Source organism: Dietzia sp. CH92 (genome assembly GCF_032248695.1).
Lineage (GTDB): Bacteria > Actinomycetota > Actinomycetes > Mycobacteriales > Mycobacteriaceae > Dietzia.
The window spans coordinates 213,358-229,462 of sequence record NZ_JAVHXC010000003.1 but is presented as its reverse complement, the minus strand read 5'-3'; the positions used below and the strand labels follow the sequence as shown (position 1 = coordinate 229,462).

Sequence of the window (16,105 nt, the reverse complement as noted above, 5' to 3'; positions counted from 1 at the left end):
GAGACGCACGATGGGCACTTCATTCTGGCGGCGCACGACGATCGATCCCCCGGCGGCCGAGTTCCCCGCGGGCGAGCACGTGGACCTGGTGATCGCGGGCGCGGGCTTCACCGGCCTCATCACCGCGATGATGGCGGCCGCGCGCGGATGCTCGGTGGTGGTGCTCGAGGCGCACACCGTCGGCGCCGGGGCGAGTGGCGCGACGACGGCCAAAGTGTCGGTCCTGCAGGGCACGCGCCTGTCGAGCATCCGCTCCAAGCACGGGCTGGAGACGGCGCGGCAGTACGCCGAGGCCAGCCGGTACGGCCTGGACTGGTGGGCCGAGTTCTGCGAGTCGCACGGCGTGGACTCGCAGCGCCGTCGGGCGGTGACGTTCTCCCGCGGCCTCATGGGCACGTCGACGCTGCGCAAGGAGATGCGCACGATGATCGACCTGGGGCTGCCCGCCCGGTGGTACGACCGGATCGACGTCCCGTTCCCGGCCCGCTCGGCGGTGGAACTGCCGGATCAGATGCAGATCGACCCGGTGCAGGCGCTCGCGGCGCTGGCCCGTGCGGCCTCGGCGCTGGGCGTGCGCATCGTCGAGCACGCGCGCGTCACCGGCCTCAAGGCGCAGGGCACGGGTGACGACGCGCTGGTCACCGTCACCGCCGACCCCGGCACGATGACCGCCCGCGACGTGGTCCTGGCGACCGCGTCCCCGGCGCTGGACCGCGGGCCCACGGTGGCGACGATGGAACCGGAGCGCTCCTACCTCGCGTCGTTCGAGTACTCCGGCGGGCTGCCGGAGGGGATGTACGGCTCGGTGGAGAGCCCGGTGCGATCGCTGCGGACCGTGCCGACGCCGGACGGCGAGATCCTGTTCGTCGGCGGCAACGGCCACCGCACGGGCACCGCGACCGGCACGGCCTCCAAGCTCGACTCCCTCCGCGAGTACGCGGAGAAGTACTTCCCCGGCGCCACCATGACGCACGGCTGGTCGGCGCAGGATTTCCACCCCGTGACGATGCTGCCCAAGTCCGGTCCGCTGCCGTGGGGCCGCGGCCGGGTCCACTTCGCGGGTGGCTACAGCAAGTGGGGTCTGACGGGCGCGCCGGCGGCGGCCGGGATCATGGTCGACCGGCTGGAGGGCCGGGACCCGCGGGTGTCGTTCGGCAAGCCCAGCATCTCCGGTTCGGTGCGCAACGCGGTGCCGTTGTTCGCCGACCTGCCGCTGCAGTTGGCGGCGACCGCGGCGCAGTCGGTGGTCCGGCCTCCGCGGCCGAGCGTCCGCCCGGTCGCGGAGGCCACGGGCGACGACGGCGAGACCTGCCGCGTCGGGCTGCTGTGCCCCCACATGGGCGCCGTGCTGTCGTGGAACGAGGTCGAGCGGTCGTGGGACTGCCCCTGGCACGGGTCCCGCTTCTCGGCGTGTGGTGAACTCATCGAGGGCCCGGCCACGAGCGACCTGAAGCGCCACGACACCGCCTGACCGCCCGGCCGTCGCGGTGGCGGAGCCCGCCGCCGGCCCCGACAGCCCCACCCATCGAGGAAAGAGGATCATCCATGAGCCCCACCGACCAGGGTCCGCACCCGTTCGTCGTCGACATCGAGAAGGCCACCCTCGACAACGACACGTACCGGACCACCCTCTGGACGGGCTCGCACATGCAGCTCACCGTCATGAGCATCAAGCCCGGCGACGACATCGGCCTGGAGGTCCACGCCGACCACGACCAGTTCCTGCGCGTCGAGTCCGGCCGGGGCCGGGTCGAGATGGGTCCGGCGGAGGACCAGCTGGACTTCGTGCGCGAGGTCTCCGACGACTGGGCCATCCTCGTCCCCGCCGGGAGCTGGCACAACGTCACCAACATCGGCGAGGACGACCTCAAGGTCTACTCGCTGTACGGCCCGCCCGAGCACGAGCACGGCACCGTCCACCCCACCAAGGCGGACGACGACCACCACTGAGCCCAGGGCGGGGCGGTTCCGTCCCCGGCCCGGCGGGGACGGTTCCTCCCTCCCGGGCGGGGACCCGGCCGTGCATGACACGCTGGTGACGTGAAGACGCCGGTACCTGACTATCTGCTCGAGATCCGCGACGCCTGCTCGGACGGCGGGGACGGCCGGCTCGCCGACTACATCCCCGAACTCGCGGCCGTCGACCCGGACCGGTTCGCGGTGGCCGCCTGCACGATGGACGGGGTCGTGTACACGGCCGGGGACGCGGACGCGGAGTTCACGATCCAGTCCATGAGCAAGCCGTTCGCCTACGCGCTCGCCCTGCGCGACCGCGGGATCGAGGCGGTGCTGGAGAAGGTCGAGGTGGAGCCGTCCGGCGATGCCTTCAACCAGATCTCGCTCAACCGCGACACGGGCCGGCCCCGCAATCCGATGATCAACATCGGGGCCATCACCACGCACACGCTCGTCGGCCCGCCCGGCGCGTCGGAGGAGGAACGCGGCGCGGCGATCGCGGACGGGCTCTCGGCGTTCGCGGGACGGCGCCTGGAGGTCGACGGCGCGGTGTGTGAGTCCGAGCTGCGCACGGCGTTCCGCAACCGCGCGATGGCCAATCTCGTGCGGGCCGGCGGGATCATCGACGGTGATCCGGACGAGGCCGTGCGCGGGTACACGCGGCAGTGCGCCTACCGGGTGACGGTGCGGGACCTCGCCGTCATGGCCGTCACGTTGGCCACCGGCGGCGTCAACCCGGTCACGCGGGAGCGCGTGGTGTCGGCGCCGGTCGCGCGCCAGGTGCTCGCCGTGATGACCACGTGCGGGATGTACGACGCCGCAGGCGACTGGATGTCCACGGTGGGGATCCCCGCCAAGAGCGGGGTGTCCGGCGGGATCCTCGGCGCGCTGCCCGGCCAGGTGGGGCTGGGGGTGTTCTCGCCCCGGCTCGACGAGCACGGGCACAGCGTGGAGGGGGTGCGCACGTTCGAGCGGCTGTCCCGGGACCTCGACCTGCATCTGATGAACACCACGGTCACCGAGGTGGAGGCCGTGCGGTCGGTCCGGTTCGACGAGATCTCCGGGCGCCGGACGTTCCGCCTGCAGGGCCCCATGACGTTCGCCAGCGCCGAGCAGGTGCTGCGGCGCCTCGCGGAGATCCCGGAGGGGCCGGGTGAGGTGACGCTGGACCTCAGCCGGGTGTCCTCGGTCAACACCAGCGCCCGGCGGATGCTGCTCGAGGCGATGCGGCGACTGGCGAACGACGGGCACACCGTGGGCCTGGCGGACCCGGGCCGGCGCCTGCCGGACCCGGATCTCGGGGACGGTACCCGCCCGATCACCCGCCGGGCCGCCCGCTGATCAGAGTTCGGGGATCGCGTCGTGGAATCGGGGCGTGTGATCCACGCGGAGACGGCTGAGACCGCGGTAGCTGATCAGCCACACGCCGTCGACCAGCCGGTACTCCTCGTGGTAGTGCCCGTAGCCGTGCAGGCGCTCCTCCGCACCGTCCGGGTGGGTCCACCACAGCATGTCCTCCATGGCCCAGGTGCCCCTGGCGGTGGTGTCGGAGGTGAACTCGATGAGCGGCGTGTGCCCGTGGTGGACCGACGTGATGGCCTTGCGTTCCATGAACGCCCTGATGGTCTGCGCGAGCCGTTCGTTGCCGACCACCCGGTTGGCGACCCCGTCGGAGGTGGGTTGCCGGTCGACGGGGACCCCGCCCCACGTCTCTGAGACCACGTCGTCGGTGTGCAGGGTGGGGTAGAGGTCCCACTGCTTCATGTCCAGCGCGTGGAGGCGGGCCGCGAAGACGCGTGTGATCTCCTCGAGAGCGTGGAGTCGGTCGGTTCCGGAGAGTGTCACAGGAAAGGTCATGGGGGCGACTCTGCCCGTCTCGTGCCGGTTTCGCCGCCTGGCCTCCCGCTCAGCGGATGCTGACGGGAGCCGGCGCGGGTCTCATCGGTCGACGGACGTGAACTCGTGGCCCTCGCCCGCGGCGAGCTCGCGGAGTTCCGCGAGCTGGTCGCAGTAGTGGGAGGCGTCGCGTGCGGTGATGCTGACCCCGGTGATCGTCGCGCCGGCGCGCGCGACGGCCTCGAGCGCGCGCGCCGTCGCGGCGGGGTCGCCGAGGGGGTCGAGCATGCGGTCGGGGGAGAGGACCACATCGAAGGCCGAAGACGACGAGGACGACGACGAGCGGGCCTCGGCCACCCCGGCCAGCATCGACTCCATGTCCGGGAGGGACAGTCCGAACGGCACCCACCCGTCGCCGTGGTCCAGCGCCCGCCGCAGGGAGCGCCGGGTCCGCCCGCCGATCCACAACGGGACCCGGTCCTGGACGGCGTGCGGCCGCACGATGAATCCCGAGTAGTCGTGAAAGCGGCCGTGATACTCGGGCTCGGACACGGACAGTGAGGCGCGGAGCGCGGCGAGCGCATCGTCCGCCCGGGCCCCGCGGTCGGCGAACGGGGCGCCGAGGAGCTCGAACTCCTGCTCCAGGCTGCCCACACCCAGACCCAGGATCAGCCGGCCCCCGCTGACCGCGTCGAGAGTGCCGTAGCGCTTGGCGATCTCCAGGGGGTGGTGATAACCCAGCACCAGCACCTGGGTGGCCAGCCGGATCCGCGTGGTCAGCGCGGCCACGTAGCCGAGAGTGGCCAATGGATCCCAGTAGGTGCCGCCGCGCACGGCGGCGATGTCGGCGGGGACGGCCACGTGCTCGCTGCATGTGAGGTGGTGGTAGCCGAGTTCGTCCGCGGCCACTGCGATGCGGGCGATGTCCTGAATCCCCGCCGAGGGCTCCCATTCGGAGGCGGTCGGCGGGTACACGGTGACAGCCGGTGTCGAGATTCCCAGACGCATACGTCGAAGTGTGCCTCGTGGCGCCTCCACGTGAACGACCGCTCCCGTCAGACGGGCGGAATCGGGTGACGTGCCCACTGGTCGGAACGGCCCGCGCCGCAGGCCCGGGATCGGTGCGACCGTGGCCACTCACCCTGATCACCAGGAAAAGGAGTCCCTCAGGTGGATATCGACAAGTACGGCCCGTGGGCCGTCATCGCAGGCGGGTCCGAAGGCGTCGGCGCCGAGATGGCCGCGCAGCTGGCCGAGGCGGGGATGAACCTCGTGCTGCTGGCACGCAAGGAAGGGCCGCTCGCCGACACCGCGGAACGGTGCCGGGCGCTGGGGGCAGAGGTGCGCACCCTGTCCGTGGACCTGCTCGCGGAGGGGGCGTTCGACGAGATCGTCGCGGTGACCTCGGATCTCACGGTGGGGTTGTTCGTCTACAACGCGGGTGCCAACACGTACGGCCACGAGTTCGTTACCGGGGACCTCGAGCGCTTCCGGGACGTGATCGATCTCAACATCACCGCGCAGCTGAAGCTCGTCCACCACTTCGGAAACCTGATGCGGGAGCGACGGCGCGGCGGGATCCTGTTGGTCGGTTCGCTGAGCGGGTACCTGGGGTCTGCTCAGATCAGCATCTACTCCGCGGTCAAGTCCTTCTGTCGGACGTTCGCCGAGGGATTGTGGCTGGAGATGCAGGACCACGACGTCGACGTCCTGGAGCTCGTCCTCGGCCTGACCCGAACCCCGGCGATGGCGCGGGCCGGGCTGAACATGGACCGGCCGGGCCTGAAGATCGCCGAGCCGCGTGACGTGGCCGCCCAGGGACTGGCCAGTCTCGCGAACGGCCCCGTCGTCGTCGTCGAGGGCTTCGAGGACGACGTCCTGACCAAGAGCGGCCACAACCGTGCCGAGTTGTTGCTCGCGTCCAGGGCCGCCGCGCAGAAGCTTCTGCCGCCGCCGGACTGAGCACGCCCGCAACAGACACCCAGGAAGAGAAGAACATGAGTGATGAGAAGTACGAGGTCCTGGCGCGCCGTCTCCAGCACCTCGAAGACCATCTGGAGATCACGCGGCTCCTGGCGTCCTACGGGCCCCTGGTCGACCGCGGTGACGCTGACGGCGCCGCAGGATTGTGGACGGAGAACGGTGAGTACGACGTCCCCGGGCTGCACATGCGCTCCCGCGAGGACATCCGGGCGATGGTGTACTCGGAATCGCACCAGAACTTCCTCCGGTCCGGCAGCACTCACTTCATCGGCCCGGCCCACGTGAGCATCGACGGCGACCGGGCCACCGCGGTGTGTGAGTCGATTCTCGTGACGCGTGAGGCCGAGTCGTACCGGATCCTTCTGTCCGGCAGCCACCGCATCCGGTTGGCACGCACCCCTGACGGGTGGCGGGTCGAGCACCGCATCACCCGTGAACTCAACGGCGCTCCCGAAGCGCGGGAGCTGCTGCGGATCGACGGCCCGGCGGCCTGAGGCGGCGGTCGTTCCCACCGGCCCGGCCTCGCCCGGTCTCACCGGACGATGCCGGGCCGGTTCCGTCTCGCCCCCCCCTGTGAGGAGCGGGTCGCGGCCCGCCGGGAAGGCCGCGGTGTCAGGCCCGCGCGGCGGCGATCCCGGCGCGGCGGCCGAAGAAGCTCCCGTCCCCGAGCGAGGTTCCCGAGGCGTACCCGCCCGCACACACACCGGAGGTGCACCGGCCGGCCGCGAACAGACCCGGGATCGGCCGGCCGGAGGCGTGCAGAACGGCCGAGTCGACGTCCGTACGCAGGCCACCCAGGGTGAAGCCGCCGGTACGACCGCGCAGATCGATGGCCCCCAGCGGGGTGCCGAGGGGCCGGACCCACTCGGGGCTCTTGCCGAACAGGGGATCCTTCCCCTCGCTCGCGTGGCGGTTGTACACCTCGACGGTGGACTGCAACGCCCCCTCGGGTAGGCCCATCTCGCGCTCGAGTTCCTCGACGGTCTCCGCGGCCCAGGTCAGCGGCGCGGGGATGCCGGCGCTCGACGACCGGCTCGCCATGCCCTCCTCGTAGGAGGCCTCGTCGATGATGAGGAACGCCTGGTTGTCGTTCTCGATGAGCGTGGCCTGCCCGACGCGGCCCGCGTAGGTGTCCTCGTTGATGTACCGCTGGCCGCGGCCGTTGACCAGGATCCCGCGGACGAAGAGCTGCGGGTTGCAGAAGAAGGCGACCTCCGTGGCGTCCATATGGGCCAGGTCGGCGCCGAGAGCCTGGGCCATCCGGATCGACCGGCCGTCGTGCTCCTCGACGGAGGCCGCCGGGCGATTGACCAGGCGCGGAGCGTAGGACTCGAGCATCGTCTGGTTGTAGGCGAAGCTCCCGCTCGCCAGGACCACCCCGCCGCGGGCGCGGACCGCGATCCGCCGACCGTACCGTGAGGCGACCAGGCCTACGACGCGCCCGTCATCGTCGACGACGAGGCTCTGCGCCCGCACGTCGTATTCGGCCCTGACCCCGAGGCGGTCCGCGAGCTCGGTGAGCGGTTTCATGAGCATGTAGCCTCCGCCCCGTGCCGAGCTGCCGTGCTTCTCCTCGGCGGGCATCTGCGGGACGTGCCCGCGGGGAGCCGGCGGGATGGTCGCGCTGAACGGGGCCGCGTTCTCGCCGCCCGAGTACATCAGCCCCTCGTCGCCGGGGGTCTCCCATCCGGGTTCGCCCCAGAACTCCTCCTTGAAGACGACGCCGCTGTCGACCAGCCAGTGGTAGTGGTCGACGCTGCCCTCGCAGTAGGCGTCGATCTTCTCCTCGTCGACGCCCGGACCGAGCGCGGCCTTCATGAACGCCTTCATCGCGTCGACAGTGTCGTCGAACCCGCACGCCTTCTGCAGCGGCGTGCCGCCTCCCATATAGATGATCCCGCCGGACATCGCGGCGGCCCCACCCCAGCCGCCGGTCCGTTCGAAGACGAGGACGTCCGCTCCGGACTGCGCGGCGCCCACCGCCGCGGCGGCCCCGGCGACCCCGTAACCGGCGATCACCACGTCGGCCTCGTGATCCCACGTGGTGATCTGATCGGCTCGAACCGGACCGAGGTCCTCGGGTGTGGCCATGCGGGTCCTCCAGGGGAGTCGGCTGTAGTCATTCTGGGACGTCGTTGATTGCCAGGTTCCTGAGGCGCGGACTTCCCGGAGCCCGGAACCAGGTACCTCCCGGACTCTCCGGCTTCGCGCCACGCCCGACAAGAAGGTCTCCCGCCGAGCGGGACGGGCGGTGACAGCGAGCACACCTGATCGGATGATCGGGGACCTGCAGGTTGCAGACCATCACCAGCCGTCCCGGCACCGGCCGTCCCAGAAGGAGCCCAGAATGGATCTCGAGATCCTCGCGGCCGAGCGAGAGATCGCTCGTGCACTCGCCCGGTTCGCGCGCGCGATGGACGAGAAGGACTGGCCGGTCCTACACGAGATCATGCTGCCGGGAGCAACAGCAGAGCTCGGCACGGGCACGCTCCACGGCCCGGTGGAAGTCGTGGATGTGATCCGGTCCTTCCTGGACAACTGCGGTCCCACCCAGCACCTGCTGGGCACGATGCTCATCGACGTGGATATCCCGAGCGGCACGGCCACGAGCCGGACGTACGTCGCCGACCTGCACCTCGGGATCGACGACCGGCAGGGGCTGAGCTTCTCCACGTTCGGCGACTACCACGACGAATGGCAACTGGTCGGCGACGCCTGGCGGATGAGCCATCGGACAAAGCACATGAACGGGACCCTCGGTGACATCCGTGTCTTCGGCGGCCAGCCCGACCGGCACGGTAGTGGGTGGGCGCCGGAGGCCCCGGACACCGCAGCCGACGTGGAGGCGATCAGGCAGCTCAAAGCCCGCTACTTCAGGTTCATGGACACCAAGGACTGGGACGGTCTCGCATCCGTCTTCACCGAGGACGTCGAGATCGACATGACCGAATCTGGCGGCGGGATCACCCGGTCCCGTGACGAGTACATACCGTTCCTCCGCGCCAGCATCGAGAACGTCGAGACCGTCCACCACGGCCACACCCCCGAGATCTCGATCAGCTCCCCGGCCTCGGCGATCGGGACGTGGGCGATGGAGGACAAACTGTGGTGGCCGGACGGGTCCGCGAGGCCCGGACTGCGAAGTCTGCACGGCTACGGGCACTACACCGAGGAATATCGAAAGACGGGTGGCGGCTGGAAGATCAGCGCCATGCGCCTGAGCCGTTTACGGGTCGACACAGTCGAGCGCGCAGAGTAGTCATCGCCGCGATGCGGTCGAGCCGGTGACGGTCACGATCCGGCTCACGCCGGATCGATCCGTCGCGGGCAGGACTCCGTGGCGATCGCGCGGGGCCTGCGATGCTCCCACACATCGGGACGACGATCGTCGTACATCACAGCCGTGTCGCATCATGATCGGCACCTCCCACGCACTGGACCCGCGCTGTTCTCGAGGACGTCGCCTCCCGGGCGGTCGGACGAGAGCCGGCGTCACCTGCGGGTCCCACTTCTCGAAGGACCTCGTGATGACCGAATCCACCGTCGACCGCCGCACCGTCTTCGAGCAGGTGCAACTCGGCCCTGTCACCCTCCGTAATCGCACGATCAAGGCGGCGACCTCGGAGGGACGGTCTCCGGAGGGGAGGGTGACCGACGAGCTCATCGCCTTTCATGAGGCCTTCGCCCGCGGCGGGGTGGGGATGACCACGCTCGCGTACTGCGCGACCACCCGCGCGGGGTTCTCCGCGCCCGGGCAGATCCTCATGACCCGCGACGCCGTCCCCGGGCTGCGCGAGTTCACCGACGCGATGCACGCGGCCGACGCCAAGGCCTCGGCCCAGCTCGGACACGCCGGGCCCGTGGGGAGCAAGAAGATCACCGGGCAGCGGCCGATGGCCCCGAGCCGGTTCCTGAGCCCGACGTCCTTCCAGCTCTCCCGCGGTATCTCGGTCGAGGAGATTCGCGAGGCAACGAGGCAGTTCGCCGACGCGGCCGAGCTCGCGGTCGAGGCGGGCTTCGACGCCGTCGAGCTGCACTTCGGGCACCTCTATCTGCCGAGTGCGTTCCTGTCGCCGTGGATCAACAAGCGCACGGACGGCTACGGGGGTTCGATCGAGAACCGCACCCGGTTCGTGCGCGAGATCGCGGAGGCGGTGAAGCAGCGGATCGGCGACTCCGCCGCGATCCTCGCCAAGCTGTCCATGACGGACGGGATCAAGGGGTCGATCCGGCTCGAGGAATCGTTGCAGTCCGCCCGGATGCTCGACGCGGACGGCCACCTCGACGCTCTCGAACTCACCCAGGGATCGAGCGTCTTCCACCAAATGTACCTCTTCCGCGGCGACGTCCCGATCGAGGGTTTCGCGGGCGCGATGAGCGAGCCGTTCAAGACCGGGGTGAAGCTGCTCGGAAAGCCGATCCTCGGCGAGTACGAGTACCACGACCTCTACATGCTCGGCGACGCCCGCCAGTTCGTGCGGAGCATGAAGAACACGAAGCTGATCCTGCTCGGGGGCATCAACAGCCTCGATCACATGCAGACGGGGCTGGACGAGGGCTTCGACTTCGTCGCCATGGGGCGAGCCCTGCTGCGCGAGCCCGACCTGGTCGGCCGGATGCGCGTTGAACCGGGGATCACCGGGCGTTGCGACCACAACAACGGCTGCATGTTCACCGTCTACGGCAAGACCCACTGCGTCTACGAGCCGGATTTCGCGCAGAACAGGTGACACGGGCCCCGCGTCGGCCGCGTCAGTCGTCGCTCCGTCCCGGGGCGAGGGGGCGCGGGGCTGGTCGCAACCCCAGCACCGCGGAGGCGACCATGGCCGCCGCGAGCAACCCCCCGAGGTACAACGACATGCCGTCCCACCCTCCGGTGGTGAACGCGGCCCCGCCGAACACGCTGACGACCGAGCTGCCGAGGTAGTACGCGAGGAGATAGAGCGACGAGGCGCCCGCCCGGTTTCGGACCGCCCGCGCACCGACCCACGCGCTCGCCACCGAGTGCGCGGCGAAGAATCCGACGGTGCAGAGGGCCACACCGACGAGAAGCACCGCGAGCGAGTCGACGAGGCTGATCACCAACCCCCCGGCCATCAGAGAGACTGACGTCAGCAGGACCAGGGCACGCCCGATCCGGTCCGAGCTCCGCCCCGCGAGTGTCGCCGACGCAGCCCCGGTCAGGTACATGGTGAAGACCAGGGCGACGACCATCGGCGGGAGCGAGAACGGTGGGTCGAGGAGCCGGAAAGTCAGGTAGTTGTAGACGGTCACGAATGTGCCCATGACCACGAAGCCGACGCCGAAGAGCGAGACCAGAACCGGGTCGCGGAAATGGGCGCGCAGTTCTCGGACGGTCGAACCGAGACTGATCCTGCGAGTGGTGAAGCGAGCGGACGGCGGGACCTTCCAGGCGAATACCAGCGCGGACAGAAGTGCGAGCACTGTGACCGACTGGAAGGCCAACTCCCACCTGACGAAGTCCACGGACAACGCGGGGAGCAGACGGCCGACGACGCCGCCGATCGACGAGCCGGCGACGTACAGCCCCATGGCCTTGCCGAGCGAGTGGCCCTCGATCTCCTCTGCCAGGTAGGCCATCGCCGCTGCTGGCACACCCGCGCACAGCACTCCCTGCAGCGCTCTGCCCCCCAGCAGCAGCTCGAAGGTGGGGCTCCAGGGCAGGGCCAGGCCGACCACTGTGGCCGACACGGTGGACCACACCATCACTCGGACGCGGCCGAACCGTTCGGACAGCGCGCTGACCGGCACGATCGCGGTCGCGATGCAGACAGTGGTAGCCGAGATCGCGAGCGCGGACACGGTCGGGGACACGGAGAATTCCGCCGCGAGGGCCGGCAGCAACCCCTGGACGTAATACAGCGTCATGAAGGTGGCCATCGCCGCGGCGAACAGGGCGAGCGTGGCCTGGCGGTAGGCGCTGGTGCCCGCACGGTGAGCCGGTGGCGTCGTCGGGGCGGTCGCGTGAGACGGCGGGAGGGGCATGGGTCAATTGGGGCACGAGAGTCGGCGCATCCGGAGAGTGCGTCTCTCACAACGGGAAACCCCGGCTAACCAGGTGTGGTGGTCGGCGTTGCGCTGGCTCGCGAGGCGCGGCGCATTGGCTGGCTATATGAGGTGCAAGTCGGTCTCTGGTTGTTGACGCGCGCACGGCAGAAGCGACGACCCCGCCGCTGGAGGACTCCCCGCCTCCCGCTCACTGGGACGAGGTGTGATCTGCATTACATGACGGCGAGATGATTGCCCTTGATCAATATTCGTAGAGACTTCCGCCACTACGTAAGGGGCATGCATTGCTGCGATTGTCCGCGGGGCCCGTCAGACGCATCGTCGTCCTGTTGACCACCCTCGTGCTCGTCTCGATTATTACCTTCGGGCTCTTGGAGATCGCCGAGGGCGAGCCCGTCGATACGCTCCTCCCGGAGGGTGCCACCGACGAGGAGCGGGCGGCGGTCGCGGCCGCGTACGGGCTCGACGGCCCGGTCGTCGCCCGGTACTTCGAGTGGCTCGGCGGCGCACTCACGGGGGACCTGGGCCGGTCGCTCGCCAGTCGGGTACCGGTATGGGACGAGCTCATGGCCAGACTGCCGGTGACACTGGAACTCGCGGCCCTGTCCACGATCTGCGCGCTGCTCGTGGCCGTGCCGATCGCCGTGTGGGCGGGGTACCGCCCGGGCGGGATCGTCGACCGCGTCAGTGGGGTCCTCGTCTCCGTCACCATGGCAATCCCCAACTTCCTCCTGGGTCTGCTTCTGGTGTTCATCTTCGGTGTCACCCTGCAGGCGTTCCCTGTCAGTGGGTGGCTTCCGCTCGCCGACGGATTCGCCGAGCACTTCTCACGACTGGTCCTCCCCGTCGCGACGCTCGCGGCGAGTCAGTCGGTGCTCTTCGTTCGCATTCTCCGCGGTGACATCGCCGCCACGATCGGAGAGGATTTCATCCTGGCCGCCCGTGCGCGAGGCATACGGACGCCGGCAATCCTCGTCAGGCACGCCCTGCGTCCCTCGGCGTTCGCACTCCTCACCGTGCTCGGTTTGTCTCTCGGTCAACTCATCGGCGGGACCGTGATCGTCGAGCAGCTCTTCGGACTGCCCGGTATGGGGCAGACGCTGATCGCCGCGATCAACGGGCGGGACATCTTCGTCGTCCAGGGCGCCGTTCTGCTCGTCGCCGTCGGGTACGTGCTCATCAACACCCTCGTCGACCTCACCTATCCACTCCTCGATCCAAGGGTGCGCTCATGACGATGACGGAATCAGCGGCCGGAACGGCCGCCACCCTCCCCAGCTCCCCGGCCGCGAAGAAGCGGCGTCGACGCCGACCGACCGCGATCACCATCGCCGCCACGTGCTGGCTGGGGCTCGTCCTCGCCGCCGCGGTGTTCGCCGACCTCCTCCCCCTGGCCGACCCGGACGCGGTTGGTACCGCCTACAGAGCCGAACCAGGAACGGCCGGGGCGATCCTCGGCACCGATGCCCTCGGTCGCGACATGCTCTCCAGAGTCGTCCACGGCGCGCGGCTCTCCCTGTCCGTCGCGTTCGGCGCGACCGCCGTGGCTGCCGTGGTCGGCACAGCCATCGGACTCATCGCCGGCTACCGCCGCGGCCGCGCCGATCTGGCCTCGGACATCCTCACCTCGACGATCCTGGCGTTCCCCCCGTTGATACTCCTTATCGCTCTGGCGGCCGCACTTCAGCCCAGCGTCAGGATGCTCGTGCTCGGCCTCGCCATCGTCGGGACCCCGAGCTTCGTGCGGGTCGCCCGCGCGGCCACGATCGCGAACGCCACCCGCGAATACGTACAGGCCGCCCAGACACTCGGCGCCTCGACCCTGCGGATCATCGTCCGCGAACTCCTCCCCAACGTGATCCGCCCCGCCGCGTCGTTCGCCCTTGTCATCGCGGCGACCCTGGTCGTCGCCGAGGGTTCACTGAGCTTCCTCGGGCTCGGCGTGCCGCCACCCGCTCCGAGCTGGGGCGGAATGATCGCCCAGGGCCAGAACGACCTGGCTCGTGCGCCGCACATCGTCGCGATCCCGGGCCTCTTCTTCTTCCTGACCGTCTACTCGCTCAACACGATGGGCGACGAGCTCGCCGCACGCTTCGGCAAGGGGGACCGCTAGATGATGACGCAGACGACCACCGGAGCCCGGACGGACGCAGAGGCGGCAACCGCTGGCTCGCCGAGTGGGACGGACCGACCGATCCTCCGGATCCGTGATCTGCGGGTCTCCTTCGACACCGCCGCAGGGCCCCTGCGCGCAGTCGACGGGATCGACCTGGATCTCGACCCGGGGACGACGATCGGCATCGTCGGAGAGTCCGGATCCGGAAAGTCCGTTCTGGCCAGGGCTGCAATGGGGCTCCTGCCCAAGACGGCGCGTTTCGGCGCGGAGTCGGTCATCGAGTTCGACGGGCGCCGGCTCCACCCGAACCCGCCCAAGGGCCTTTCCGACCTGTGGGGCAACGAGATGTCCCTGATCTTCCAGGATCCGATGACATCGTTGACCCCGGTGATGACTGTAGGTGGCCAGCTCACCGAAACCCTGCGTAGACATCTCCCCCTGAGCCGCCGGGAGGCTCGGGAGAAGGCGATCGAGCTGCTCCGCCGAGTCGGCATCCCGGACCCGGAAGCCCGCATGCGGACCTACCCCCACCGGATGTCCGGCGGTATGCGACAGCGCGTCATGATCGCCCTGTCTATCGCCTGCGATCCGAGGTTGATCTTCGCCGACGAACCCACGACGGCCCTGGATGTCACAGTCCAGCGCCAGATCCTCGACCTTCTCGCGGATCTGCAGTCCCGTCTCGGAACAGCGATGGTCCTGGTCACGCACGATCTGGGCGTGGTGGCGGGACGAGCGGATCGGATCGCCGTGATGTACGCGGGCCGGATCGTGGAGACCGCGCCCACGCGGGAGTTGTTCCACGACCTCGCACACCCGTACACGGCCGCGCTCCTCGAGTCGATCCCCCGTCTGGAAGCCCCGAGCGGCACCCGCCTCAAGGCGATAGGGGGCCTCCCGCCCCGCGTCGTCGGCGAGCCGAGCGGATGCGCGTTCGCACCTCGCTGCGCGCGGGCGACCGACCGATGTCTCACCGAGGCCCCTGAGCTCGCGCCGGTGTCGGGCACCTCGAGCGCCGCGGAGACAGCGGCCCGGGGCTCCGGCGATCGGCGCGTCGCCGGCACGGACGAACACCTGGTGGCCTGCCACTTCCCGCTGACAGGAGATGACCGATGACAGAGACCGAGCCGGCGCCCGCGACCGCGCTGACCCCGCCGCCCCTCCGTATACGGGACCTGACCGTCCGGTTCAACGACGGTCGGGGCCGGGTGGTCCACGCCGTCAACGGCGTCGATCTCGACGTCCCGGCAGGAACAACCGTGGGCGTCGTAGGCGAATCCGGGTGCGGAAAGTCCACCATCGCGAAGACGGTCGTCGGGTTGGTCGAGGCGACGTCCGGGGCCGTCGAGGTCTTCGGCGACGACATCACCCGGGCCCGCGGCGGTAAGGCGGGTAGGGCGGTACGGCGCCGGTGCCAGATGGTGTTCCAGGACCCCATCTCCAGCCTGAACCCCCGCCGGCGTGTCGGTGACATCGTCGCCGAGGGTCCGCGCATCCATGGGCTGAGCGCTTGCGGAGCCCGCGAGGGCGATTCCCTGGAGGACCACGTCGATCGCATGCTGCGCGCGGTGGGTATCGACCCCGAGGTCGCCCGTGACCGCCGACCGAGTGAATTCTCCGGCGGGCAGTGCCAACGGATCTCCATCGCGCGGGCGCTGGCGGCCGGGCCGGAACTGCTCATCTGCGATGAGCCGGTGTCCGCCCTCGACGTGTCCGTCCAGGCCCAGGTGCTGAACATCCTCGCGGACCTGCGTGAGGAGCTGGGGCTGACGATGCTGTTCATCGCGCATGACCTCGCCGTCGTCAAGAACGTCTCCGACCGCGTCGTGGTCATGCACCTCGGCACGATCTGCGAGGAGGCGGACTCGGACGATCTCTTCGCCCGGCCGCGACACCCGTACACGGTCGGTCTCATGGCGGCCATTCCCCGCCCCGATCCCGACGCCCTGCCCATCGACGTCCCCGTGATCGGCGAGGTCCCCTCGCCCGCCGATCCTCCTCCCGGCTGCACCTACCACCCGCGGTGCCCGCTGGCCACCGAGCGGTGTCGCACCGAGGTACCGGCGCTACGCGAACTCATGCCCGGCCACCGGGTCGCCTGTCATCACCCCGTCGACGTCGGGGCGGGCTCGCCCACCCCTCTCGGCGCCCCCTCCGTCCCCGTCAACGCCCACTAGAAAGGAC

15 protein-coding genes are annotated in these 16,105 nt (G+C 69.9%); 11 read left to right on the top strand and 4 right to left on the bottom strand.

The annotated features are described in order from the left end of the window. Positions 1–10 precede the first annotated feature (10 nt). From RWK90_RS07505 to RWK90_RS07495, 3 genes are all read left to right on the top strand, one after another. Positions 11–1,471, top strand: coding sequence for an FAD-dependent oxidoreductase (locus RWK90_RS07505; protein ID WP_314036381.1), 1,461 nt, complete (start codon positions 11–13; stop codon positions 1,469–1,471). A 74-nt stretch (positions 1,472–1,545) separates the two neighbouring features. Beyond that, a complete protein-coding gene (locus RWK90_RS07500; RefSeq protein WP_314036379.1) occupies positions 1,546–1,950 on the top strand; it encodes a cupin domain-containing protein in 405 nt (134 codons plus the stop codon). A 90-nt stretch (positions 1,951–2,040) separates the two neighbouring features. Continuing rightward, positions 2,041–3,297, top strand: coding sequence for a glutaminase (locus tag RWK90_RS07495; RefSeq protein ID WP_314036377.1), 1,257 nt, complete (start codon positions 2,041–2,043; stop codon positions 3,295–3,297). On the opposite strand, the gene RWK90_RS07490 is transcribed toward RWK90_RS07495, so the two are convergent. Continuing rightward, positions 3,298–3,813 carry a nuclear transport factor 2 family protein gene (locus RWK90_RS07490; protein ID WP_314036375.1) on the bottom strand — a complete coding sequence of 172 codons (516 nt, stop codon included), beginning with the start codon at positions 3,811–3,813 and terminating at the stop codon, positions 3,298–3,300. 81 nt (positions 3,814–3,894) lie between these two features. After that, entirely contained in the window at positions 3,895–4,800 is a 906-nt protein-coding gene (locus RWK90_RS07485; protein ID WP_314036373.1) for an LLM class F420-dependent oxidoreductase, read from the bottom strand. 162 nt (positions 4,801–4,962) lie between these two features. Between RWK90_RS07485 and RWK90_RS07480 the strand changes: the two genes are divergently transcribed. Both RWK90_RS07480 and RWK90_RS07475 read left to right on the top strand, forming a co-directional pair. Continuing rightward, positions 4,963–5,754: an SDR family NAD(P)-dependent oxidoreductase gene (locus RWK90_RS07480; RefSeq protein WP_314036371.1), complete on the top strand. Its 792-nt coding sequence runs from the start codon at positions 4,963–4,965 to the stop codon at positions 5,752–5,754. Positions 5,755–5,789: 35 nt separating this feature from the next. Continuing rightward, complete coding sequence (locus tag RWK90_RS07475; RefSeq protein WP_314036369.1) at positions 5,790–6,269, top strand: nuclear transport factor 2 family protein; 480 nt, start codon at positions 5,790–5,792, stop codon at positions 6,267–6,269. A 118-nt stretch (positions 6,270–6,387) separates the two neighbouring features. Here the strand turns inward: RWK90_RS07475 and RWK90_RS07470 are convergent, their stop codons facing one another. After that, a complete protein-coding gene (locus RWK90_RS07470) occupies positions 6,388–7,866 on the bottom strand; it encodes an FAD-dependent oxidoreductase (RefSeq protein ID WP_314036367.1) in 1,479 nt (492 codons plus the stop codon). 256 nt (positions 7,867–8,122) lie between these two features. Between RWK90_RS07470 and RWK90_RS07465 the strand changes: the two genes are divergently transcribed. Both RWK90_RS07465 and RWK90_RS07460 read left to right on the top strand, forming a co-directional pair. Then, positions 8,123–9,034: a nuclear transport factor 2 family protein gene (locus tag RWK90_RS07465; protein ID WP_314036365.1), complete on the top strand. Its 912-nt coding sequence runs from the start codon at positions 8,123–8,125 to the stop codon at positions 9,032–9,034. Positions 9,035–9,302: 268 nt separating this feature from the next. Next, on the top strand, positions 9,303–10,505 hold the full coding sequence (locus RWK90_RS07460; RefSeq protein ID WP_314036363.1) for an NADH:flavin oxidoreductase: 1,203 nt from the start codon (positions 9,303–9,305) through the stop codon (positions 10,503–10,505). A gap of 22 nt (positions 10,506–10,527) precedes the next feature. On the opposite strand, the gene RWK90_RS07455 is transcribed toward RWK90_RS07460, so the two are convergent. Next, positions 10,528–11,781, bottom strand: a complete 1,254-nt coding sequence (locus RWK90_RS07455; RefSeq protein ID WP_314036361.1) for an MFS transporter — start codon at positions 11,779–11,781, stop codon at positions 10,528–10,530. A gap of 308 nt (positions 11,782–12,089) precedes the next feature. Between RWK90_RS07455 and RWK90_RS07450 the strand changes: the two genes are divergently transcribed. Genes RWK90_RS07450 through RWK90_RS07435 form a run of 4 tightly spaced genes read left to right on the top strand, consistent with a single transcriptional unit; the run spans position 12,090 to position 16,098 of the window. Next, positions 12,090–13,040 (top strand): ABC transporter permease, encoded by a 951-nt coding sequence (locus tag RWK90_RS07450; RefSeq protein ID WP_314036359.1) that lies wholly within the window; start codon positions 12,090–12,092, stop codon positions 13,038–13,040. Positions 13,041–13,042: 2 nt separating this feature from the next. After that, positions 13,043–13,918, top strand: a complete 876-nt coding sequence (locus RWK90_RS07445; RefSeq protein WP_314036357.1) for an ABC transporter permease — start codon at positions 13,043–13,045, stop codon at positions 13,916–13,918. A 3-nt stretch (positions 13,919–13,921) separates the two neighbouring features. Next, on the top strand, positions 13,922–15,037 hold the full coding sequence (locus tag RWK90_RS07440; RefSeq protein WP_314036355.1) for an ABC transporter ATP-binding protein: 1,116 nt from the start codon (positions 13,922–13,924) through the stop codon (positions 15,035–15,037). Next, positions 15,034–16,098 (top strand): ABC transporter ATP-binding protein, encoded by a 1,065-nt coding sequence (locus RWK90_RS07435; protein WP_314036353.1) that lies wholly within the window; start codon positions 15,034–15,036, stop codon positions 16,096–16,098. Before RWK90_RS07440 ends, RWK90_RS07435 begins: the two co-directional genes overlap by 4 nt. The last annotated feature ends 7 nt before the right edge of the window (positions 16,099–16,105 follow it).

Excerpts from the sequence above, each read along its gene's own strand:
- RWK90_RS07505 (WP_314036381.1), top strand. The coding sequence starts at position 11 with ATGGGCACTTCATTCTGGCGGCGCACGACGATCGATCCCCCGGCGGCC.
- RWK90_RS07500 (WP_314036379.1), top strand. The coding sequence starts at position 1,546 with ATGAGCCCCACCGACCAGGGTCCGCACCCGTTCGTCGTCGACATCGAG.
- RWK90_RS07490 (WP_314036375.1), bottom strand. The coding sequence starts at position 3,813 with ATGACCTTTCCTGTGACACTCTCCGGAACCGACCGACTCCACGCTCTC.
- RWK90_RS07485 (WP_314036373.1), bottom strand. The coding sequence starts at position 4,800 with ATGCGTCTGGGAATCTCGACACCGGCTGTCACCGTGTACCCGCCGACC.
- RWK90_RS07475 (WP_314036369.1), top strand. The coding sequence starts at position 5,790 with ATGAGTGATGAGAAGTACGAGGTCCTGGCGCGCCGTCTCCAGCACCTC.
- RWK90_RS07470 (WP_314036367.1), bottom strand. The coding sequence starts at position 7,866 with ATGGCCACACCCGAGGACCTCGGTCCGGTTCGAGCCGATCAGATCACC.
- RWK90_RS07465 (WP_314036365.1), top strand. The coding sequence starts at position 8,123 with ATGGATCTCGAGATCCTCGCGGCCGAGCGAGAGATCGCTCGTGCACTC.
- RWK90_RS07460 (WP_314036363.1), top strand. The coding sequence starts at position 9,303 with ATGACCGAATCCACCGTCGACCGCCGCACCGTCTTCGAGCAGGTGCAA.
- RWK90_RS07455 (WP_314036361.1), bottom strand. The coding sequence starts at position 11,781 with ATGCCCCTCCCGCCGTCTCACGCGACCGCCCCGACGACGCCACCGGCT.
- RWK90_RS07445 (WP_314036357.1), top strand. The coding sequence starts at position 13,043 with ATGACGGAATCAGCGGCCGGAACGGCCGCCACCCTCCCCAGCTCCCCG.
- RWK90_RS07440 (WP_314036355.1), top strand. The coding sequence starts at position 13,922 with ATGACGCAGACGACCACCGGAGCCCGGACGGACGCAGAGGCGGCAACC.
- RWK90_RS07435 (WP_314036353.1), top strand. The coding sequence starts at position 15,034 with ATGACAGAGACCGAGCCGGCGCCCGCGACCGCGCTGACCCCGCCGCCC.